We start from the raw sequence: 20,093 nt of genomic DNA, 5'->3' as shown, positions 1-20,093 counted from the left end.
GGCCGATCAGCAATCTCATAGGAGACGATCTCTTGGTTATATAAATCTAAGATCGGTGATAAGTACACTCGCTCGCCCTTGATATTGAACTCGGTCACATCGGTCACCCACTTTTGATTGGGTTTGCTTGCTCCAAAGTTACGCTCAAGTAAGTTTGGGGCTACCTTACCTATAGCGCCTTTATAAGACTGATATCGCTTAGGCCTCACAGTCGATTTAAGTCCTAACTGAGTCATGAGCTTTTGTACGGTCTTGTGGTTGAGGTAGCAAGCATCGTTCCGGAGGGCCAGTTGTATGCGCCGATAGCCATAACGACCCCGATGGGCATTAAAGATCTGGGTAATATGCTCTTTAGCGCCCTGATAAGGGTCGGCTTTACTACTGGCTTCTCGCCAGTAGTAATAAACGCTTTTAGCCATCTTGGCGATGAGTAGTAAATCTAGTAAGCGGTAGTACGGCCTTAGCTCAGTAATTACTTGGGCTTGTTCTCTTTTACTGCTTTGCTCTGAGCTAAGGCTTCTAACTTTTTTAGATAGGCAGCCTCAGCTTCGGCATACTCCAAGCGTCTTCGCATCTCTGCAGGCGTGAGCTCAGAGACGGGCTTTTTGAGTAGCGCTTTGATATTAAAGTGGGGCATAGGCGGTCGTCCTACAGGTTGATTAGCAAGGGCTGTAATACCGCCCTCATTGTAGAGTTTTTGCCATTGCAAAATTGTGGTCATACTCCCAATGCTAAAGTGGGCGGCAGCTGGCCTAGCTGATATCTGATGCACAGCCATGTACCGCAGAACTTGGACTTTGAACTCTGGGGAATGGCGTTGGTAGCTGGGATTGAGACCGCTATGGCCATGTGCTTGATAGGCCAAAGTCCATTTGCGGACATCTGAGTGACTAATCTCAAATAAGTGACCTACCCGCTTAAGACCGCCTGACTTTAGAAACTCTTTAACTACCTTTAGCTTGAACTGCTTGCTGTACTTGCTCATAAAACAAAACCCCCTTGGTTGGACATAACGTCCAACTTTTGGGGGTCAGTTCATTTGGGTGGTTTTTTTAATAGAGCGTACACATCATTTGCTTGTTATGCTTTGTAATGTTTTCAAATCTCTAAATATACAAATGAATATCAATGCTGATTACAGTCAAAAAGTTGTAATTAATTACCATGACTTACCTTGGGTTGCTAGTCCAGAGCTAGGAGTTAAAAGACGAATACTCGATCGACTTGGTGATGAGGTTGCAAAAGCAACCTCAATCGTTCGCTATCAACCTGGATCTAAATTTGCAACTCATACTCATGAATTTGGTGAGGAGATCTTAGTTTTAGATGGAATATTTAGTGATGAAACCGGCGACTATCCAGCTGGCACATACATCATGAACCCACCAGGCTCATCACATGCACCCTTTAGTCAGTCTGGGTGCACTCTTTTCGTGAAACTTAGACATCTCGGGCCAGATCAAGTCGAGCGAGAAATTATTGATACGAAAACAGCCCCCTGGCATCAAGGTATGGTTCCTGGTCTTACGGTTATGCCGCTGATGCAGCAAGGAAGTGGATCAACTCTAGTTCGCTGGGCACCTAAAACCTATTTCAATCCACACAAGCATTACGGTGGCGAAGAAATCTTTGTGATTGATGGCGTGTTTGAAGATGAGCATGGCCGCTATCCTGCTGGATCATGGATCAGAAGTCCCCACATGAGCTTGCATCAGCCCTTTAGCAAAGAGGGTTGCACTATCTTTGTGAAGACTGGGCATTTGTTAGATTAAATCGTTTGGAGCAACGAAGCGTTTAGTCATTAGCCATCATTCGTAAGCCCCTTCATATCAAGCCTCGCTGGAAAGAGGACTGGTTATCGTCCGCTCTAAATGGAGCAAACTTATTCAGCATCTAACAACTAGACGCTTGATATCTGCTTTCGGCCTTAGCAGCCATTACTCAGAGAAGTTGAATTCCAAAAACCCTCACTACAAGGGCAAATAATCCAAAGCAGATAACTGTTGCCACTACGCACCCACCCATCGTCATCCAAAATCCAATCTTTGGAAGCAAGTATGGGAATAACAAGAACATCGGTAGTGTTGGAATAACGTACCAAAAGGTGTAATAGGCGTGATTGGCTATTTTCTCTTCAGGTTGGTTTTCCACATAGAGCCATACAAGAGTTAGTAGAGTCATCAGTGGCAATGCCGCAATAAAGCCACCCAACCTATCGCTTCGTTTGGCAACTTCAGAAATGAATACAACCATTCCTGCTGTTAGTAAATATTTGGTGATGATCCAAGCCATTTGAGCCTTAGGAAGAAGTAGTTATGAGTAGTCTAAAGCAGAGTTAGACATCCTAGGCCCTAGTCGATTCCGCCCCGGGCCACCAAGAAACACCAAAACCACCTTCGGGTGGTTATTTTTTGGATTTCTGCTGAGGGTCGAAAACAGCCGCCCTCCAAACCAAATCAAAGTACTTTGTGTACCAGAAAATCACGAAGATCTTGCTCTATTATCAAAGCTTCTTAGCAAAACTGTACTGGGCAAACGCCTGTTCAGCTACGTTAAACCACTGTGCTTCCATGTTTCTAAAAACGCGATAGTCCTCAAATATTTTCTTGAACTGAGGATTTTTTGCAGACTCCTCAGCGTAGGTTTCTTGAGTTGCTTTAAAGCAGGCATCCAACACCGAAGTATTGAACTTGCGCAATACGGCGCCATTCTGAATCAGGCGCTGTAATGCTGGTGGATTTAAGGCATCGTACCTGGCGCACATATCGGTATGCGCCTCAAAGCAAGCAGCTTCCCATGCGGCTTGGTAAGGAGGTGGCAAGGAATCCCACTGTTTCTTATTGACCAAGAATGAGAGTCCAGCTGCGCCCTCCCAGAAAGCAGGGTAATAGTAATTTTTTGCTACTTTAGCTAAGCCCAACTTCTCATCGTCGTAAGGACCCACAAATTCAGCAGCATCAATCGTGCCTTTTTCTAAAGCCGAATAAATTTCACCAGCAGGTAATTGCTGAGGAACAACGCCCAACTTAGCAAGTACTTGTCCTGCAAAACCAGCGATACGGAATTTAAGCCCCTTCAGATCCTCAGGGGACTTAATCTCTTTGCGGAACCAGCCACCCATTTGCGTGCCCGTTTGACCGCCCAAGAAGTTCACAATGTTGTAGCTCGCAAAGAGCTCTCGCATTAATTTCATACCGTTACCATGCAACATCCAAGCCGTTTGCTGACGTGCCGTCATGCCAAAAGGTGCGGCCGTATCAAAGATAAACGCGCTGTTCTTGCCTAGATAGTAATAACTTGCTGTGTGACCACACTCCACCGTGCCGTTCTGAACCGCATCCAATACTTGCAAGGCTGGAACGACTTCGCCAGCAGCAAATACTTTCACATTGAATTTGCCATCGGTCGCTTTACGTAAGGCGCTCGCAAATACTTCTGGGGTGCCAAATAGGTTATCTAAAGATTTAGGGAAACTCGATACCAAACGCCAATTGAGTGTTGGCAAACTCTGTGCAATAGCTGGGACAGCCAATGCTGCTGCGCCTGCACCAATAGTGGCTTTCTTTAAAAAGGAACGTCTTTGCATTACTGCCTCCTCCAAAGTAAATTATTTCTATTCTTGTGTTTTTACTTCTATTTTCTTAGTGCCGCTGTTTTATTTTCCGCCAACGGTCATCGATCCAATCAAGATGGAACCTGTTTCTTTAGTGCCGCGAATTAATGTGTCACTACCAATCATTTGAATATCCAAAAGCATATCGCGCAAGTTACCCGCAATCGTGATCTCTTCAACTGGGTACTGAATTTCACCATTTTCCACCCAGTAACCAAAGGCTCCGCGAGAGTAATCTCCGGTGACGTAATTCACACCTTGGCCCATTAGCTCAGTTACCAGCAGGCCGGTACCCATTTCTTTTAAGAGCGCAGGCAATCCACCTTTGGGTGTCTTGCGACTTTGCAATGTCAGGTGGTGTGAGCCTCCGGCATTACCAGTGGTTTTCATACCCAGTTTTCTAGCGGAATATGTGGATAAGAAATAGCCCTGTAAAATTCCTTTTTCGACCACGGTTCTAGCGGCAGTTTTCACACCCTCCTCATCAAAAGGTGTACTTCCTGTCATTGCCTTCAGGTGGGGGTTCTCAAAGAGACTGACATGCTTAGGTAAAACCTGCTTGCCTAAACTATCCAATAGAAAACTAGAGCGACGATATAAGGCGCCGCCCGATACTGCCTGAACCAATCCACCCAATAGGCCGGCTGCCAAGGGTGCCTCAAAAATGACTGGGCAACGACGCGTAGTTATTGAGCGCGCTTTTAGGCGTGAGAGTGCACGCTCTGCAGCATACTTACCAATCGCCGCTGGATCAGCTAACTCCTGCGGAATGCGTGAACTGGAATACCAGTCATCTCTTTGCATGCGGGATTTTTTACCACCTTCATTAGCGATTGGTGCACATGAAATGTAGTGACGTGAGAATGGATAGCCCCCCATAAAGCCATGGCTTGTTCCCATCATGAAATGCGAATGATGCGCCGATACCGAAGCGCCATCACTGTTCTGAATTTGCTTGCTCACTGCAAAGGCAGCGCCCTCTGCAGTTCGAGCGATATCGATTGCTGTTGCAGAATCTAAATCCCACGGATGAAATAAATCCAAATCAAGTGGATGCTTTTCTAGTAGTGATTTTTCAGCAGGACCAGCGCACAGATCTTCTGCTGTATGTTGGGCAATATGGTACGCAGCCTCGACCGTTGCCTTTAAGGAGCTCTTAGAAAAATCACTTGTACTAGCATTGCCTCGATGGTGCCCCAAAAAGACCGTAACGCCTACCTGCTTATCTAGACTTTGTTCAATCGTCTCGACCTCACCTTTGCGAACGGTGACCGAGAGGCCCTGACCTTCAGAAACCTCTGCTACGGCATCAGAAGCGCCCCGTCTTTTGGCCTCTTTGAGCATGAATTCAATGATTTCTTGAAACTGATTTGATGAGTGTGTAAACATGCCCTAATAATAGCTAGAATAGAAACATGAAGCATACCGAAGCTTGGAAAAGATCCTCCCCTAATGAAATCAAAATCGGCCTAATCTCGATCTCCGATAGAGCGAGCAAGGGTGTTTATACCGACGAAGGCGTTCCCGCCCTGCAGATGTGGCTACAAAGTGCCCTCCGCACCCCCTGCGTCTTTCATGAGCGCCTCATTGCTGATGAGCGGGAGGTGATCACGGAAACCATCGTGGAGCTATCTGATGAGCTTGGATGCGATTTAATCCTCACCACGGGCGGCACAGGCCCCTCCCTTAGAGATGTGACACCTGAGGCCACCATGGATGCTGGAACCCGTGAGATGCCTGGATTTGGCGAGCAAATGCGTCAAATTAGCCTACGCTTTGTGCCTACGGCCATTTTGTCTCGTCAGACCGCTGTTTTACGAGAAATCGAGGGTCACACAGCCCTCATCATTAATCTTCCAGGCCAGCCAAAATCCATTCAGGAAACGCTAGAAGGATTGAAGGATGCTGAGGGTAAATCGATTGTGCCTGGGATCTTTGCCGCCGTGCCTTACTGCATTGATCTGATTGGCGGCCCCTATATCGAGACTGATGAGGCAATCATTAAGGCCTTTAGGCCCAAAAGCGCTATTAAGAAATAAGGTCGCAGAGGATTTAAAAGGAAACAAAAAGGGTCTATTAACAGACCCTTTTGACCTCCTGATTTTTGAATGCCGACCTTACTCTGGCAAAGGCACAATAAATTTATCCCGGTAGTACTTGAGCTCTTCAATGGACTCTTCAATATCTGCCAAGGCGGTATGGGCCTGCTTTTTAGTAAAACCCTTCACCAACTCAGGATGCCAGCGCTTGCAGAGCTCCTTGAGAGTGGAAACATCGATATTCCGATAATGAAAGAAGGCTTCTAGTTTTGGCATGTACTTCGCCATAAAGCGCCGATCTTGGCCAATCGTATTGCCGCACATTGGTGCAATGCCTGGCTTGATGTATTTTTTGAGGAAGGCAATGCATTCAGCCTCAGCATTGGCTTCATCTGTAGTTGAGGCCTTGACCTTATCAATCAGGCCTGAGCGCCCATGAGTACCCTTATTCCAGGCATCCATTGCATCTAATAAGGCGTCATCTTGATGGACTACCCAAACAGGGGCTGTTGCGATGGTATTGAGGTGTGCATCGGTCACAATCACGGCAATTTCCAAAATGCGCTCTTTTTCAGGATCTAAGCCCGACATTTCCATATCCACCCAAATCAGGTGTTCATTGGCTGGAGCCGTCTTTGCTGCTGGGGTAACTGTTTTTTCACTCATATCTATAATCATCTCATGACATTCACAATTGTTTTTCTAATCGCCTTCATCGCCAGCTTTGGTCTACGCCACTGGTTGTCCCAACGCCAAATTCATCACGTCGCCATCAATCGTGATGTAGTGCCTGCCGAATTCGCCTCTCAGATCACCTTGGCAGAACATCAAAAGGCTGCCGACTACACCATAGCTAAACTCCGCTTAGGCATTTTTGAAAATGGCGTCAGCGCAATTATTTTGATTGCCTTCACGCTCTTGGGTGGATTACAGATTCTTAATATGGGCCTCTTGCAATTGTTAGGCGAAGGGGTTGCGCAACAAATTGCCCTGCTCGTTTCCATTGTGTTGATTTCCGGAATTATTGACCTGCCTTTTTCTTGGTACAAGCAGTTTTATCTTGAAGAGCGTTTTGGCTTTAACCGTATGAATGCCAAACTCTTTTTTAGCGACATGTTCAAGGGCTTAGGTATTGGCGGTGCCATTGGCATTCCTCTGCTCTGGGTCATCCTCAGCCTCATGGCTCAAGCCGGTGATTTCTGGTGGCTCTGGGCTTGGGGCGTTCTCACGGTCTTTAGTCTTTTAATGCAATGGATCTTCCCAACATTTATCGCACCCATCTTTAATAAGTTTCAAGCTCTAGAAGAAGGACCACTCAAGACGCAAATTGAAGCCTTACTAAGCCGTTGTGATTTTGCAAGTCAAGGTCTGTTTGTCATGGATGGTAGTAAACGTAGCGCGCACGGCAATGCATTTTTTGCCGGTATGGGTAAAGCTAAGCGCATTGTCTTTTTTGATACCTTGATTGAAAAGCTCAATCCCGGGGAAGTTGAGGCTGTGCTTGCTCATGAGCTTGGTCACTACAAGTGCAACCATATTCGCAAACGCTTGCTAGTTTCTTTTGCCTTGAGCTTTGCAACGTTTGCACTCTTAGGCTGGGTCAGCACACAGCCCTGGTTCTACAACGATCTCGGGGTTATGCCCAATCCCAATGGCTATAACGGTGGCCTAGCTTTAGCGCTCTTCATGTTGGTGTCGCCAGCATTTAGCTTTTTCCTTACGCCACTTTCTAGTTTGGCTTCACGCAAACACGAATACGAAGCGGATGGTTTTGCCGCAGATAAATCTTCTGCAACTGACTTAATCTCTGCATTAGTAAAGCTCTATCAAGACAATGCATCCACCCTGACGCCCGATCCAATCTACACCGCTTTTTATAGCTCGCATCCACCAGCACCGCTGCGCATTGCCAATCTCAAACGTTTTAAATCAGAGTCCTAAGGATTGATCAAATCAATGGAACAATTTCACGCGCTACTCACTGCCTCCTATGGAAGGCACTATTTAGCGCAGCGCTTAGTCAAGGATGAGCGCGGAAATGAAGCCCCCGCTGGTCAATTAATTCAAGTGAGCACACCAGCAAAGCAGCATATTGGTGCGGTTGGCGATCGCATGTTGCTAGAGATGACTTCAAGCGATCAGGCGCGCATTATTCGTATCGAGCCGAGAGAAAATTTGCTCTATCGCTCTGATGCTTTTAAAAGTAAATTGATTGCCTCGAACGTTGATCAAATATTAGTCGTACTTGCCACGCAACCGGCTTTCTCTCCAGACCTCTTAGGTAGAGCAGTAGTTGCCGCAGAGACTAATCAAATTGGCTTGCATATATTACTCAACAAATGCGACCTCAAAGATAACTTAGAGCACGCACGCAAAATCATTGCGCCTTATGCTCGTATGGGATATCCGGTTACCGAAGTCTCTGCCAAATTTGATGAAGCCTCTATAGAGGCCCTGCGCCCTGCTATTTGCGGCAAGGTATCTGTATTTGTAGGGCAATCGGGCATGGGCAAATCCAGCCTGCTCAACGCCTGGGTTCCCAATGCAGCGGCGATTACGCAAGAGTATTCAGTTCGCTTAGATACCGGAAAACACACCACAACCGCCTGTCGCTACTTTGAGCTACCAGAGGCTTGGGGTCGAGATGCCAGCGGAAAATTGGGCGCTTTGATTGATTCTCCGGGTTTTCAGGAGTTTGGCTTGGCGCACATGTCAGTGAGTGAACTAGAGCATGCCTTTAGGGAGTTTCATGACTTGCTGGGCAAGTGTCGTTTCCATAATTGCGCGCACCAATCCGAACCAGATTGTGCAATACGAGAAGCGGTAGACAGAAATGAAATAGCGCCAGAAAGACTGGCGCTATTTAGACAATTGCGCTCGGACTCAAAAACTGCCGATACACAGATTCAGGGAATCAGCCAAGCCAAAGAGCGATGGTCAGCATTAGCAATAAAGCCATCCAAGCGATAACCAAGCGCCACACCAAGCCAATAGCAGAACGCATCGTCCGCTCATTCGGCTCAAGACCTACTTCATAGATTACTGGCTCACCAGCTTCAGCCATACGTAAAGCTTCATCACTATCAGGCTCGCTCATCGGCTCACCCAAGCGCACACCTAAGGCGCCACTACCAGACGCCAAGATCACTGCGGATAAAGAGTCAGACCATTTACCGGTGAGATGACGCCATGCATAGACTGCGCCTTCAAAGTTGCCAACAATGGCAAAGCCCATCGCAGTAATTCGCGCTGGAACCCAATCTAAGACGTAGAAGAAATGACGTGCTGCTTCACTTAAATTGAAGTCCCCTTTTTCTGACCAGCGCTGAGCAGCAGTGTCGGCTAAGCGATATAAGACCACCCCTGCAGGACCCATTGGCATCATGAACCAGAACAGCACACCAAATACATGGTGATGTGAGCCGATGATGGCGCGCTCCAAAGCCAAAGAAATCACTTCGGTCTCAGTGAGATTGCTAGCGTCTAGTTCTGGGCCGTACCGTTCGGCTAGCGCCAAGCGTGCTGCTGGCAAATCATGATTCGCAATTGCTTCGTGCACTACCGTAAATGAGTGGCTAAATTGACGAAAGCCGAAAAATAAATAGGCAATTAATACGTTCCACACAAATCCAAGAATGGGGTAGCTCACCATGAAGGTAACGTAAATGGCAAACACCAAGAATGTCGGCAAAATGAAGGCAACCAAACAAGCCATGCGTGCACCGACAGGACTTGCACCCTGCTCAGTCTTGCCACCGAATTCGCCGGCGACCCAATCTAACCAGCGAGCGCTAGTGCGTGCGATCCAATGGGTCGAAGTTACTGGGCGATATTGCTCAGCAATGAGGGCGAAGAGAATAGAAAAGAAAGTCATACTTTTAATAAATGATAAAGGTTACGCAACATTCCAGCAGTGGCACCCCAGATAAAGCGATTTTCGTAGGGCATTGAATAAAACCGACGACTACCTTGATCACTCTCCCAGACCCGTACTTGATGATTTGCGGGATCCATTAAAAAATGTAAAGGCACTTCAAAAACATCTGCTACTTCAAAGGCATCTAAGACATATTCTGCCTGAGGTTTCACTAATGCCACAACTGGCGTCACACTATAGCCCGAAACGGTTAAATACTGGGGTAAATGGCCAATGATCTCAACACCCTGTCGACCCAAACCAATTTCCTCCTCGCTCTCACGCAAAGCGGTCTCATTCGGATTGGAGTCGCCTGGATCCATCCGCCCACCCGGGAAGCTAATTTGGCCAGCATGATCATGCAAATGATCCGTTCTTTGGGTCAGCAATACCGATAGGCCATCACTCTTTACCAATAAAGGAATCAGCACGGCAGCACGAGTCACCTTGCCGGCAGCCTGGCGTTTAGAAATAATATCTGCAGCGATGACGTGTCGATTCTCATCCGTTATCTCTGGCTGCCAAACTGGGGGGCTCTGAAAACGATTTCTTAGGCCCAATGGTTCCAAAATATGGTCGGCTACTTTTGGCTGCCCAGCACATACCTCGTGAATCGGTATAGCTTGCGCATCAAAGCCCGCATGTACAGCAATGCTCAATGCCTGATCTGGTAGATTTGCTTTCTGAGTCATAGAGTTATTTTAGGGCAATAAAAAAGGCAGCCTAGGCCGCCTTCTTTTTGCATTAAAGCAAACCTTATTCCGCTACTGTCGTAGCAACTACCTTAACTTTACGGGCAGGAAGCTTCTCTTTAATACGTGCAGACTTACCTGAACGATCGCGCAAGTAGTACAACTTCGCACGACGCACATCACCGCGACGCTTCACTTCAATGCTAGCGATCAATGGTGAGTAAGTTTGGAATGTACGCTCTACACCTTCGCCAGATGAAATCTTGCGAACGATAAAGCTAGAGTTCAGTCCACGATTGCGTTTAGCAATCACAACGCCTTCAAAAGCCTGGGTACGCTTACGTGTACCTTCAACTACGTTTACACCAACAATAACTGTGTCACCAGGAGCAAAACTTGGAAGAGTTTTGTTGGCCATTAGGCGAGCAATTTCTTCTTGCTCAATTTTTTCGATCAAATTCATTATTAATCCTTAAACATCTTGTCAGCGTTTAATCCCGAGACTCTCATCAACGGACCAGACAGAGGATGCAGTTAAAACTATTTCACTAAATCAAAACACAAACTCTTCGTTCGAAAACCGTAAAGACTTACAGATTTCGAAGAAATTGCTCATCTTCTTTACTTAGCAACCCATTTGCTCGAGCCGATTTAATTAAATCAGGCCTAAGCTTTAACGTCAGCTCTAAAGACTTATGCCGACGCCAATCCGCTATTTTAGCGTGATGTCCGCCTAAAAGCACGTCCGGAACAGATAAATTTTCATATATTTCTGGGCGGGTGTAGTGCGGATAGTCCAAAAGACCATTAATAAAGCTATCCTGGATGGCTGATTCGCCATCACCTAGGGCCCCTGGAATAAGGCGAATCACTGCATCCATCATGGTCATGGCAGGCAATTCACCACCAGAAACTACAAAATCGCCAATAGAAAGCTGTAAACCCACATTTCGTTCGATAAAACGATGGTCTACAGCTTCATATCGACCGCAAATGAAGGTTAAATTTCCGTAATTGAGGATATCTGTCGCTATCTTCTGAGAAAAGACCTCTCCCTGGGGGGCCAAGAGACAAATTGGACCAGAAGTTACATTCTGAGTTTGATGGGCAGCCTTAACAGCAGAGATCGTATCTTCCAATGGTTTTGCCATCATGACCATGCCCGGACCACCCCCATAAGCTCGATCATCCACCGTCTTACGTGAATCGGAGCAGTAATCCCGGGGATTCCAAAGATTTACGCTAACAAGGCCCTGCTCGCATGCGCGCCCAGTAATGCCCCATTGCGTTAAAGCGGAGAACATTTCAGGGAATAAGCTAACTACATCAAATCGCATAGTGGGAATAGAACACCTAAGACTATTTACTGATTAACCAACTGGCTTACCAATCAGCTTGCCAATCCAGTGTAATGAGCTTGTTTGGCAAGTCAACGTTCTGCACCACCTCTTTTACAAAAGGGATTAACTGTTTTACTGTTTTGGTTTCAGGGTCGCCGATCACAATGATCCCATGAGCGCCGTTATCGTTCACATCAATCACCTCACCTAGACTCTCGCCTTGGAGATTGACTGCTTTGCAAGCAATGAGATCAACCCAGTAATAACTATCACTTTCGGCTTTTGGAAAAACATCACGACCCACTAGAATGCGAGCGCCTTTTAAGGCTTCCGCTTGATCGCGATCAGCAATGCCTTCCAACGCAATCACGACAGTGCCACTATGCATCTTCGCCTGATTCACCTTGTAAAGCTGAAGTGAGGCTTGCTCAATAGACGCAGCAACACCAGCACTCCGACGAGGAATGAGTGACAACCAAAGTTCTTTGCTAGATAAGAGCGCTACGGGATCAGATGAATGAGGGCGAACCTTAATCTGACCTTGTAAACCTTGAGCATCTTGGACTGCGCCAATCTCAATCAAATCATCTAAGGAAGGCTTATTCATATTAAAGCTAGCTCGATTCCCCAAATAACACTACAAGTCAGTTCTGCTTCCAAAGACCCCATCTCAATGACGACGCCTTTGGATTTGAAGTCTTTAGACTGCAGGATTGTTTTTGATCAAACGAACAACAGTTGGGGAGATCTGCGCGCCAACACCAGTCCAATAGGTCAAACGATCTTGAGCAATACGCATTGCCTGCTCTGTCGCTGCTGCCTGTGGATTGAAGTAACCAATGCGCTCGATGAAGTTCGAGTCGCGACGATTACGCTTGTCTGTAGCCACGATGCTATAAAAAGGGCGCTTCTTTGAACCGCCGCGTGCCAGTCGAATGACGACCATACTTATTCCTTAAAATCTAAAATGAAAACAGGTTGATTACAACCCAATGAAATTACTACAAAATCTTGGGCTCCAACTAACTGAGCAAATTAACAAAACAAATGCACGGTATAGCGGAAAACCTCATATTCTAGACGAAAACCCCTACTTGATCCACCTATTTAAGTGTTTGCGTATTTAGCTTCGACAGTAGAATAGAGTCCAGTGAATTGAGAAATAATCATTAAAAACAATAAGTTATAGAAAAATGTCTCCAAAAATCGCTCATTTCCCCCCTTCTGATAGCGCTATAAATAAGCTTTTTCTTAGTATTGCCTGCCTAGGATTGAGTCTTTTAACGGCTTGTGCGAACGTGATTCCACCTTGTGCCGCTAAAACCAGCCCTCCCAGTAGCGAATTCCGAGATACCAAATGGGAGTTGGTACGCTGGAATTTAGCGCCCAATGCCAGGGGCGAGGTTCGCGCCCGCCAAATCCCTCAGGGTGACAACAGCAATCCTATTCAACTAGTTTTTGACGCCAATGGTGAGCGCATTAGCGGATCCACTGGTTGCAATCGCTTTACAGCACGTATAACTGAAGATGCTAGAGGATTTACCTTAGATCAAATCGCCAGCACGAAGATGGCTTGCACACCACAACGAATGGAACTCGAGAATGACTTCCTTTACGAGTTAAATGATTACCGTACGATTGTGCGTAATGGTGATCAACTGCTTATGATTGGTGCTGACCGTGAAGTACTAAGCTTTATGACAAAAAAAGTAACGCTCCCAAATAAAATATTTCAATACTCAAATACATATTCGCTATCGAAGGTCTGAATGAAAAAATACAAACTACTATTCTGCTCACTCGGGATATTTTTTCCTGGCACCGGATTGAATTGTTTTTATCTGCAAGGATTCAAATCATTTTGGGGTTGGGCTCAGCTTTTTGCATTTCTTGGTGGAATCGCTGGTTGGCTACTCCTTAAGGAATCACACTTTCACTCCGCTCCTGGCTGGGTCCTCATCACCTTCGGCTTCATCACACTCGAGGCCAGCTGGCTAACCACTATTGCTTATGGTTTACGTGCTGATGAAAAATGGGATGCCAAATTTAACCCTGGACTAGACCCTAGTCGCGCCACCAGATCTGGTTGGCCAGTAGTTCTCACAGTGATTTTTTCATTGGTATTTGGTGCAGGTGTAATGATGACATTCTTAGCAATTGCTTTTGAACAATTCTTCATCTCCCAATTGCTAGAAGCGAAAAAGCTATCCCAATAATGCAGATAGCCTTTGAAAGAGCGGTGACAGTTTTTAAATCTTAAAACTGCTCCGCTGTCAGGGTATTTGTAGACTGACCACCCTCTATTATTGAAATTGCCAAAGCCTGAGATTGTGGCAATAAGTTTTCCGCAAAGAAGCGCGCTGTAGCAATCTTGGCATCAAAGAAATTCGGATCGCCTGCGCGCAATTCTTGAGCGGCTAATAAGGCGCGAGCCATTTGCCAGGCACCCAATACTAAGCCGCATAAACGCAAGTAAGCAAAACTTCCTGCATACACCCCTTTAATATCAGTCTTTGCATTAGCCACAATGTAAACAACTGAAGATTCAAATGCTTCGCGAGCAGCAGTCAATTGCTTCAAGATCGCTTTTGCATCAGCGGTGCCACTACTTGCCAGATCTTTTTCGGTTTGCATGATTTTTTCTGCGAATGCTCTTGCAGTTGCACCACCATCACGCACGGTTTTTCTACCAATTAGATCGTTTGCCTGAATAGCTGTCGTGCCTTCGTAGATCGTCAGAATGCGTGCATCACGATAGTGTTGTGCAGCACCAGTCTCTTCAATGAAACCCATACCACCATGCACTTGGACGCCTAAACTCGCAACCTCAATCGACATCTCAGTAGAGAAGCCTTTCACAATCGGAACTAGAAATTCATATACTGCTTGATTCTGTTTGCGTGCAGCCTCATCAGGCGACGCGTGCTGCGCATCGTAAGCTGCAGCGGCGTAATATGCCAAAGCTCTAGCTGCTTCAGTGTAGCCCCGCATCGTCATTAACATCCGCTTCACATCAGGCTGATGAATAATTGCGACAGGCCCTGGCGAGCCAGCGAGATCACGACTTTGTACGCGGTCTTTTGCATACTGCACTGCCTTTTGATAGGCGCGCTCTGCAACCGCAATACCCTGCATACCCACTGCAAAGCGGGCAGCATTCATCATCACAAACATATACTCTAAGCCGCGATTTTCCTCGCCAACCAAGTAGCCGATGGCGCCACCATGATCACCAAACTGCAACACTGCAGTGGGGCTAGCCTTTATACCTAACTTATGCTCGATAGAGACACAGTGAACATCGTTACGCTCACCTAGTGAGCCATCCGCATTTACCAAGAGCTTGGGCACCACAAATAAAGAAATCCCCTTCACGCCCTCTGGTGCATCTGGCGTTCTAGCCAATACGAGATGGACAATGTTCTTTGCCATATCGTGTTCACCATAGGTGATATAGATCTTGGTGCCAAAAATTTTGTATGTGCCATTAGCTTCGGGTACGGCACGCGAACGCACCATGGACAGATCTGAGCCTGCTTGAGGCTCGGTGAGGCACATGGAGCCAGTCCACTCCCCAGAAATCATCTTGGGCACATAACGCTCTTGCAACTCGGGGCTGGCTGCAGTCAATAAGGCTTCAATCGCACCGTCGGTCAACATAGGACACAAAGCAAATGAAAGGCTTGCAGAGTGGACCATCTCAAAACAGGCGGTAGCAATAAGTTTTGGTAAGCCTTGACCACCGAATTCTGCAGGATGCACAACGCCCTGCCAACCGGCGGCTCCAAATTGCTTAAAGGCCTCTTTAAAGCCTGGGGTAGTAGTCACAACGCCGTCTTTTAATGAGCTTGGGTTCTGATCACTAGGCCAGTTCAGCGGTGCTACAACGTCTTGATTAAATTTGGCGGACTCTTCCAAAATCGCTGGTGCCAAATCCACATCGGCTCCCGCCTCGGCATAGGACGGGTAGGAGACAACCTCAGATAGCCCCGCCAATTCATTCATCACAAACAGCATATCTTTCACGGGGGCTACGTATGGCATAAAACTCCTATTAATCAGGAAGTGGTAATCAAGTGCTTAAGGAAGTAAATTAATTAACTCAGGAACGGCAGTGTTTAAGTCGGCCACTAAGCCGTAATCAGCAACACTAAAAATCGGAGCTTCTGGATCTTTATTGATCGCCACGATCACTTTAGAGTCTTTCATACCCGCTAAATGCTGAATCGCACCAGAGATACCAACTGCTACATAAAGTTGTGGGGCAACAATCTTGCCGGTTTGACCAACCTGATAGTCGTTTGGAACATACCCTGCATCCACTGCAGCACGCGAAGCGCCTAGAGCGGCACCCAGCTTATCAGCCAATGGGGCGATAAGCTCTTGGTACTTTTCGCCAGAACCTAAACCACGTCCACCGGACACAATAATTTTTGCAGCAGTTAATTCTGGGCGATCTGATTTGGTCAGCTCGCGACCTACGAAGGCAGATTTGCCTGCGCTATCGGCAGCTGCGGATTTTTCAATGACAGCAGCACCACCAGTAGCGGCAACTGGATCAAACCCAGTTGTACGAACGGTAATAACTTTGATAGGATCGCTTGACTGGACAGTCGCAATAGCATTGCCCGCATATATAGGGCGCTCAAAAGTATCCACACTAATTACCTTGGTAATGTCAGATAACTGGGCTACGTCTAACTTAGCCGCAACACGTGGAAGTACATTCTTACCATTTGCAGTTGCCGGGGCTAATACATGGCTATAACCACTAGCAATGGAGAGGATTTGGGCGGCTAAAGGTTCAGCCAGCTGATCTGCCAAGCTTGGGGCATCTATCTGAATCACTTTGCGTACGCCAGCAATTTGACTTGCTGCAGCAACAACGGCATCGGCACCACTACCAGCTACCAGCACATCTACCTCTGGAGAGCACTGCAGAGCAGCAGCTACCGCATTGAGCGTAGCAAGCTTTAAAGATTGATTATCGTGTTCAGCAATAACAAGTGCGGCCATTTAAATCACCTTCGCTTCATTTTTAAGTTTTTCTACCAAAGCCGCCACATCGGCCACCATCACACCAGCAGAGCGTTTGGGTGGCTCTTCTACTTTAAGAGTTTTGAGACGTGGGGCAATATCAACGCCGAGATCTTCAGGCTTCAGAAGCTCAAGGGTTTTCTTCTTGGCCTTCATGATGTTTGGCAAAGTCACATAACGCGGCTCATTCAAACGCAAGTCAGTTGTAATCACTGCTGGCAAAGTAATGGCGATCGTCTCTAAGCCACCATCCACCTCACGAGTGACATTGGCTTTGCCATCCGATACCACCACCTTAGAAGCAAAAGTAGCCTGTGGAATATCCATCAAACTAGCTAGCATCTGACCAGTTTGATTGCTATCGTCATCAATCGCTTGTTTGCCCAAAATCACAATCTGTGCCTGCTCTTTTTCACAAAGTGCTTTCAGAATTTTTGCTACTGCCAAAGGCTGTAACTCAGCATCGGACTCTACCAAGATGGCGCGATCTGCTCCAATGGCTAAGGCTGTACGGAGGGTTTCTTGGCATTGAGTCGGGCCAGCAGAAACAACAACGACCTCAGTCGCAACTCCGGCCTCTTTTAAGCGAACCGCCTCTTCTACGGCAATTTCATCAAAAGGGTTCATACTCATTTTGACGTTTGCCAGATCAACGCCAGTGTTATCTGACTTCACTCGGATTTTGACGTTGTAATCAACGACGCGCTTTACCGCTACTAAGATTTTCATTCTTGATTCTCTATTTTTTGAGTAACTTTTCTATTTTATCCGCCTAGCGCAATTTAGACCTAGACGTCGATTGCTGAAGCCGAACCAGCCTGCTTACGCAGTTCAAACTTCTGAATCTTGCCAGTAGAAGTCTTTGGAAGCTCGCAGAACACAATCGCCCTAGGCACCTTAAATCCAGCGAGATGCTGCTTGCAATGGGCAATGATATCGGCTGGCGTGACCTCCATGCCTGGCTTGATTTCTAGGAAGGCACAGGGTGTCTCGCCCCACTTGGGGTCAGGTTTAGCAACGACTGCGGCTGCGATCACCGCTGGGTGGCGATAGAGGACATCTTCCACCTCCACAGAGGAAATATTTTCGCCGCCAGAAATGATGATGTCCTTACTGCGATCCTTCATCTTCACATAACCATCAGGATTCATCACGGCTAAATCGCCTGAATGGAACCAGCCACCCTCAAATGCCTCTAGGGTTGCTTTCTCATTCTTGAGATAGCCCTTCATAGCGATATTGCCCTTAAACATAATTTCACCCATGGTCTCGCCATCAGCCGGAACAGGCTCAAGAGTTTCGGGGTCAAGAACGGCAATCGCCTGCTGCATGTGATAGCGCACACCTTGACGCGCATTGAGGCGAGCCCTCTCGCCAATATCAAGGTCATTCCATTCATCCTGCTTTACACAGACTGCTGCAGGTCCGTAGACCTCCGTCAAACCATAGACGTGCGTTAAATCAAAGCCTAGCTTTTCCATACCCTCGATAATCGATGCTGGAGGAGCGGCGCCTGCGATCAAGCCTTTCACGCCAACAGGAACGCCCTCTTTTAATTCATCAGGGGCATTGACCAATAAGTTATGCACGATTGGAGCAGCGCAGTAATGCGTAACACCATGATCTTTAATTGCAGCAAAAATGTGTTGTGCATCGACTCGACGCAAGCAGACGTTAACACCAGCACGCGCTGCCACTGTCCAAGGGAAGCACCAGCCATTGCAATGAAACATAGGAAGCGTCCAAAGGTATATCGGATGCTTATTGATATCCCAATCCAAAATATTCGATACCGCATTAATCGCCGCGCCACGATGGTGGTAAACCACCCCCTTTGGATTGCCAGTAGTACCTGAGGTGTAGTTCAAACAAATCGCTTGCCACTCATCCGCTGGGACTTGCCAAGCAAACTGTGGGTCGCCTTCGGCCAAGAGCTTTTCATAAGTCAACTTGCCGAGCTTTTCGCCGGGCACATCAAACTCTTTTTCCTCGACATCAATCACTAAGAACTCACGACCACCTTCCTTCTTGGCAATCTCCAACGCTTTTTTCATCACCCCAGAAAACTCTGGATCTACGATGACAACTTTGGCCTCTCCATGGTTCAACATGAATGCGATCGACTCTGGATCTAGACGGGTATTCAAGGCATTGAGTACTGCCCCAGCCATCGGTATACCAAAATGTGCTTCAACCATCGGCGGCGTATTTGGCAACATCACAGCTACCGTATCACCAAGCCCAATGCCATGTTTTTGCAATGCACTCGCCAAACGGCGGCAGCGCTCATAGGTCTGACTCCAAGTCTGACGAAAATTGCCGTGAACAATAGCCAAGCGCTCTGGATAAACTTCGGCTGATCGTTCAAGGAACAATAGCGGAGTAATCGGAGTGAAGTTCGCCGGGTTACGATCTAAACCCTGCTCAAAAATATTAGCCATGCGTTCCTTGAATAATGGTATTTTTTAAATCTGGACTTCTAATGGCACTTAAATATCAGCCAGTGCTTTGACATGCGCCACAACACTGCGACCTAAAGCGGAAAGGTTATAACCACCCTCTAGGCAGCTAACGATACGGTTATGAGCATACTGATTGGCAACTTCTTTTAGCTTCTTGGTGATCCAGGCATAGTCATCTTCAACTAAGCCCATTTGCCCCAAGTCATCTTCTCGATGTGCATCAAATCCTGCGGAGATGATGATAAGTTCTGGCTCAAAATCCCGCAAACGTGGTAGCCACTGCTCTTCAACTATGGAGCGCACCACGTCCCCGCGGGTTGATGCAGGAAGCGGAACATTCACCATATTCTTTGCCCCATCCAATCCACTATACGGATAAAAGGGATGCTGAAAGAAACTACACATCAGTACATTGGGGTCATTGAAGAACGCAGCCTCAGTCCCATTACCGTGATGCACATCAAAATCAACAATAGCCACACGCTCAATACCGTAGGTTTCTATTGCATAACGTGCGGCTACGGCTACGTTATCAAAGACACAAAAACCCATAGAGCGGTTTGGCTCAGCATGATGCCCTGGTGGACGAATCGCACAAAATACATTCTCTACTTCACCCTTCATGACCGCATCTACTCCGGCAATGGCAGCACCTGCTGCACGCAGAGCAGCGCTCCAAGTGTGGGGGTTCATAATGGTGTCGCCATCGAGCATGAAATAACCGCTAGCTGGTGAGCGTTCTTTAACAAAGGCAATATGATCTGGTGTGTGAACCAATTCCAATTGCTCTTCAGTTGCCAACGGTGCATCTAGATGGTGCAGAAAACGGTCAATGCCACTTCTGATTAACTGATCATTGATTGCTTGAATGCGTTCTGGGCACTCGGGATGATGGCTACCCATCTCATGTTTTAGAAAATCTGGATGAGTTATGTATCCTGTTGTCATTACTAGAAATCCTCAATAACAAAACTATTATTTTTATAATTTAATA

Annotated in this window: 21 protein-coding genes and 1 pseudogene; 6 read left to right on the top strand and 16 right to left on the bottom strand. The window is 46.9% G+C overall.

The genetic code is table 11. The annotated features are described in order from the left end of the window. A pseudogene (locus CBI30_RS11275) lies at positions 1-985 on the bottom strand (IS3 family transposase); the annotation flags it as partial. A gap of 133 nt (positions 986-1,118) precedes the next feature. Here CBI30_RS11275 and CBI30_RS04360 point away from each other — a divergent pair. Continuing rightward, positions 1,119-1,772 (top strand): cupin domain-containing protein, encoded by a 654-nt coding sequence (locus CBI30_RS04360; RefSeq protein WP_088527105.1) that lies wholly within the window; start codon positions 1,119-1,121, stop codon positions 1,770-1,772. Positions 1,773-1,941: 169 nt separating this feature from the next. Here the strand turns inward: CBI30_RS04360 and CBI30_RS04355 are convergent, their stop codons facing one another. From CBI30_RS04355 to pmbA, 3 genes are all read right to left on the bottom strand, one after another. Then, positions 1,942-2,292: a DUF3147 family protein gene (locus CBI30_RS04355; RefSeq protein ID WP_088527104.1), complete on the bottom strand. Its 351-nt coding sequence runs from the start codon at positions 2,290-2,292 to the stop codon at positions 1,942-1,944. A gap of 211 nt (positions 2,293-2,503) precedes the next feature. Continuing rightward, positions 2,504-3,586, bottom strand: a complete 1,083-nt coding sequence (locus CBI30_RS04350) for a TRAP transporter substrate-binding protein (RefSeq protein WP_088527103.1) — start codon at positions 3,584-3,586, stop codon at positions 2,504-2,506. A 69-nt stretch (positions 3,587-3,655) separates the two neighbouring features. Continuing rightward, complete coding sequence (gene pmbA / locus CBI30_RS04345; protein ID WP_088527102.1) at positions 3,656-5,002, bottom strand: metalloprotease PmbA; 1,347 nt, start codon at positions 5,000-5,002, stop codon at positions 3,656-3,658. Positions 5,003-5,028: 26 nt separating this feature from the next. Between pmbA and mog the strand changes: the two genes are divergently transcribed. Next, positions 5,029-5,652: a molybdopterin adenylyltransferase gene (gene mog, locus CBI30_RS04340; protein WP_088527101.1), complete on the top strand. Its 624-nt coding sequence runs from the start codon at positions 5,029-5,031 to the stop codon at positions 5,650-5,652. Positions 5,653-5,730: 78 nt separating this feature from the next. Here the strand turns inward: mog and orn are convergent, their stop codons facing one another. Beyond that, positions 5,731-6,318: an oligoribonuclease gene (gene orn / locus CBI30_RS04335; RefSeq protein ID WP_088527109.1), complete on the bottom strand. Its 588-nt coding sequence runs from the start codon at positions 6,316-6,318 to the stop codon at positions 5,731-5,733. Between the two features lie 15 nt (positions 6,319-6,333). Between orn and CBI30_RS04330 the strand changes: the two genes are divergently transcribed. Both CBI30_RS04330 and rsgA read left to right on the top strand, forming a co-directional pair. Continuing rightward, positions 6,334-7,593, top strand: a complete 1,260-nt coding sequence (locus CBI30_RS04330) for a M48 family metallopeptidase (RefSeq protein WP_088527100.1) — start codon at positions 6,334-6,336, stop codon at positions 7,591-7,593. Between the two features lie 15 nt (positions 7,594-7,608). Continuing rightward, positions 7,609-8,622 (top strand): ribosome small subunit-dependent GTPase A, encoded by a 1,014-nt coding sequence (rsgA, locus tag CBI30_RS04325; RefSeq protein ID WP_088527099.1) that lies wholly within the window; start codon positions 7,609-7,611, stop codon positions 8,620-8,622. Here the strand turns inward: rsgA and CBI30_RS04320 are convergent. From CBI30_RS04320 to rpsP, 6 genes are all read right to left on the bottom strand, one after another. Beyond that, positions 8,567-9,526, bottom strand: coding sequence for a CobD/CbiB family protein (locus CBI30_RS04320; RefSeq protein WP_088527098.1), 960 nt, complete (start codon positions 9,524-9,526; stop codon positions 8,567-8,569). The two genes, rsgA and CBI30_RS04320, sit on opposite strands and share 56 nt — an antisense overlap. Then, complete coding sequence (locus CBI30_RS04315) at positions 9,523-10,260, bottom strand: CoA pyrophosphatase (RefSeq protein WP_088527097.1); 738 nt, start codon at positions 10,258-10,260, stop codon at positions 9,523-9,525. Before CBI30_RS04315 ends, CBI30_RS04320 begins: the two co-directional genes overlap by 4 nt. A gap of 64 nt (positions 10,261-10,324) precedes the next feature. Then, the gene (rplS, locus tag CBI30_RS04310; RefSeq protein ID WP_088527096.1) at positions 10,325-10,723 is read right to left on the bottom strand and encodes a 50S ribosomal protein L19; all 399 of its coding nucleotides are present in this window, start codon (positions 10,721-10,723) and stop codon (positions 10,325-10,327) included. A gap of 127 nt (positions 10,724-10,850) precedes the next feature. Continuing rightward, positions 10,851-11,597 carry a tRNA (guanosine(37)-N1)-methyltransferase TrmD gene (gene trmD / locus CBI30_RS04305; protein ID WP_088527095.1) on the bottom strand — a complete coding sequence of 249 codons (747 nt, stop codon included), beginning with the start codon at positions 11,595-11,597 and terminating at the stop codon, positions 10,851-10,853. Between the two features lie 46 nt (positions 11,598-11,643). Continuing rightward, complete coding sequence (gene rimM, locus CBI30_RS04300) at positions 11,644-12,207, bottom strand: ribosome maturation factor RimM (protein ID WP_088527094.1); 564 nt, start codon at positions 12,205-12,207, stop codon at positions 11,644-11,646. 93 nt (positions 12,208-12,300) lie between these two features. Further along, entirely contained in the window at positions 12,301-12,546 is a 246-nt protein-coding gene (gene rpsP, locus CBI30_RS04295) for a 30S ribosomal protein S16 (RefSeq protein WP_011902362.1), read from the bottom strand. Between the two features lie 247 nt (positions 12,547-12,793). On the opposite strand from rpsP, the gene CBI30_RS04290 reads away from it, so the two are divergent. Continuing rightward, positions 12,794-13,369, top strand: coding sequence for an META domain-containing protein (locus CBI30_RS04290; RefSeq protein WP_088527093.1), 576 nt, complete (start codon positions 12,794-12,796; stop codon positions 13,367-13,369). Then, on the top strand, positions 13,370-13,816 hold the full coding sequence (locus CBI30_RS04285) for a hypothetical protein (RefSeq protein ID WP_088527092.1): 447 nt from the start codon (positions 13,370-13,372) through the stop codon (positions 13,814-13,816). 40 nt (positions 13,817-13,856) lie between these two features. Here the strand turns inward: CBI30_RS04285 and CBI30_RS04280 are convergent, their stop codons facing one another. Genes CBI30_RS04280 through CBI30_RS04260 form a run of 5 tightly spaced genes read right to left on the bottom strand, consistent with a single transcriptional unit; the run spans position 13,857 to position 20,047 of the window. Then, complete coding sequence (locus CBI30_RS04280) at positions 13,857-15,644, bottom strand: acyl-CoA dehydrogenase (protein ID WP_088527091.1); 1,788 nt, start codon at positions 15,642-15,644, stop codon at positions 13,857-13,859. Positions 15,645-15,680: 36 nt separating this feature from the next. Next, positions 15,681-16,616 carry an electron transfer flavoprotein subunit alpha/FixB family protein gene (locus CBI30_RS04275; protein ID WP_088527090.1) on the bottom strand — a complete coding sequence of 312 codons (936 nt, stop codon included), beginning with the start codon at positions 16,614-16,616 and terminating at the stop codon, positions 15,681-15,683. Next, a complete protein-coding gene (locus CBI30_RS04270; RefSeq protein WP_088527089.1) occupies positions 16,617-17,366 on the bottom strand; it encodes an electron transfer flavoprotein subunit beta/FixA family protein in 750 nt (249 codons plus the stop codon). Positions 17,367-17,425: 59 nt separating this feature from the next. Then, a complete protein-coding gene (locus tag CBI30_RS04265; protein ID WP_088527088.1) occupies positions 17,426-19,078 on the bottom strand; it encodes an acyl-CoA synthetase in 1,653 nt (550 codons plus the stop codon). Between the two features lie 48 nt (positions 19,079-19,126). Then, the gene (locus CBI30_RS04260; RefSeq protein WP_088527087.1) at positions 19,127-20,047 is read right to left on the bottom strand and encodes a histone deacetylase family protein; all 921 of its coding nucleotides are present in this window, start codon (positions 20,045-20,047) and stop codon (positions 19,127-19,129) included. Positions 20,048-20,093: the final 46 nt, after the last annotated feature.

The organism is Polynucleobacter aenigmaticus, assembly GCF_002206635.1.
GTDB classification, from domain to species: Bacteria; Pseudomonadota; Gammaproteobacteria; order Burkholderiales; family Burkholderiaceae; genus Polynucleobacter; species Polynucleobacter aenigmaticus.
This window is presented reverse-complemented; position numbering and strand designations above follow the sequence as displayed.

Bases quoted from the DNA above. Each gene is read 5' to 3' on its own strand.
- CBI30_RS04355 (WP_088527104.1), bottom strand. From the start codon at position 2,292: ATGGCTTGGATCATCACCAAATATTTACTAACAGCAGGAATGGTTGTA.
- trmD (WP_088527095.1), bottom strand. From the start codon at position 11,597: ATGCGATTTGATGTAGTTAGCTTATTCCCTGAAATGTTCTCCGCTTTA.
- CBI30_RS04275 (WP_088527090.1), bottom strand. From the start codon at position 16,616: ATGGCCGCACTTGTTATTGCTGAACACGATAATCAATCTTTAAAGCTT.
- CBI30_RS04265 (WP_088527088.1), bottom strand. From the start codon at position 19,078: ATGGCTAATATTTTTGAGCAGGGTTTAGATCGTAACCCGGCGAACTTC.
- mog (WP_088527101.1), top strand. From the start codon at position 5,029: ATGAAGCATACCGAAGCTTGGAAAAGATCCTCCCCTAATGAAATCAAA.
- rimM (WP_088527094.1), bottom strand. From the start codon at position 12,207: ATGAATAAGCCTTCCTTAGATGATTTGATTGAGATTGGCGCAGTCCAA.
- CBI30_RS04290 (WP_088527093.1), top strand. From the start codon at position 12,794: ATGTCTCCAAAAATCGCTCATTTCCCCCCTTCTGATAGCGCTATAAAT.
- rplS (WP_088527096.1), bottom strand. From the start codon at position 10,723: ATGAATTTGATCGAAAAAATTGAGCAAGAAGAAATTGCTCGCCTAATG.
- CBI30_RS04320 (WP_088527098.1), bottom strand. From the start codon at position 9,526: ATGACTTTCTTTTCTATTCTCTTCGCCCTCATTGCTGAGCAATATCGC.
- CBI30_RS04350 (WP_088527103.1), bottom strand. From the start codon at position 3,586: ATGCAAAGACGTTCCTTTTTAAAGAAAGCCACTATTGGTGCAGGCGCA.
- CBI30_RS04330 (WP_088527100.1), top strand. From the start codon at position 6,334: ATGACATTCACAATTGTTTTTCTAATCGCCTTCATCGCCAGCTTTGGT.
- CBI30_RS04285 (WP_088527092.1), top strand. From the start codon at position 13,370: ATGAAAAAATACAAACTACTATTCTGCTCACTCGGGATATTTTTTCCT.
- CBI30_RS04315 (WP_088527097.1), bottom strand. From the start codon at position 10,260: ATGACTCAGAAAGCAAATCTACCAGATCAGGCATTGAGCATTGCTGTA.
- rsgA (WP_088527099.1), top strand. From the start codon at position 7,609: ATGGAACAATTTCACGCGCTACTCACTGCCTCCTATGGAAGGCACTAT.
- CBI30_RS04360 (WP_088527105.1), top strand. From the start codon at position 1,119: ATGAATATCAATGCTGATTACAGTCAAAAAGTTGTAATTAATTACCAT.
- orn (WP_088527109.1), bottom strand. From the start codon at position 6,318: ATGAGTGAAAAAACAGTTACCCCAGCAGCAAAGACGGCTCCAGCCAAT.
- rpsP (WP_011902362.1), bottom strand. From the start codon at position 12,546: ATGGTCGTCATTCGACTGGCACGCGGCGGTTCAAAGAAGCGCCCTTTT.
- CBI30_RS04270 (WP_088527089.1), bottom strand. From the start codon at position 17,366: ATGAAAATCTTAGTAGCGGTAAAGCGCGTCGTTGATTACAACGTCAAA.
- CBI30_RS04280 (WP_088527091.1), bottom strand. From the start codon at position 15,644: ATGCCATACGTAGCCCCCGTGAAAGATATGCTGTTTGTGATGAATGAA.
- CBI30_RS04260 (WP_088527087.1), bottom strand. From the start codon at position 20,047: ATGACAACAGGATACATAACTCATCCAGATTTTCTAAAACATGAGATG.
- pmbA (WP_088527102.1), bottom strand. From the start codon at position 5,002: ATGTTTACACACTCATCAAATCAGTTTCAAGAAATCATTGAATTCATG.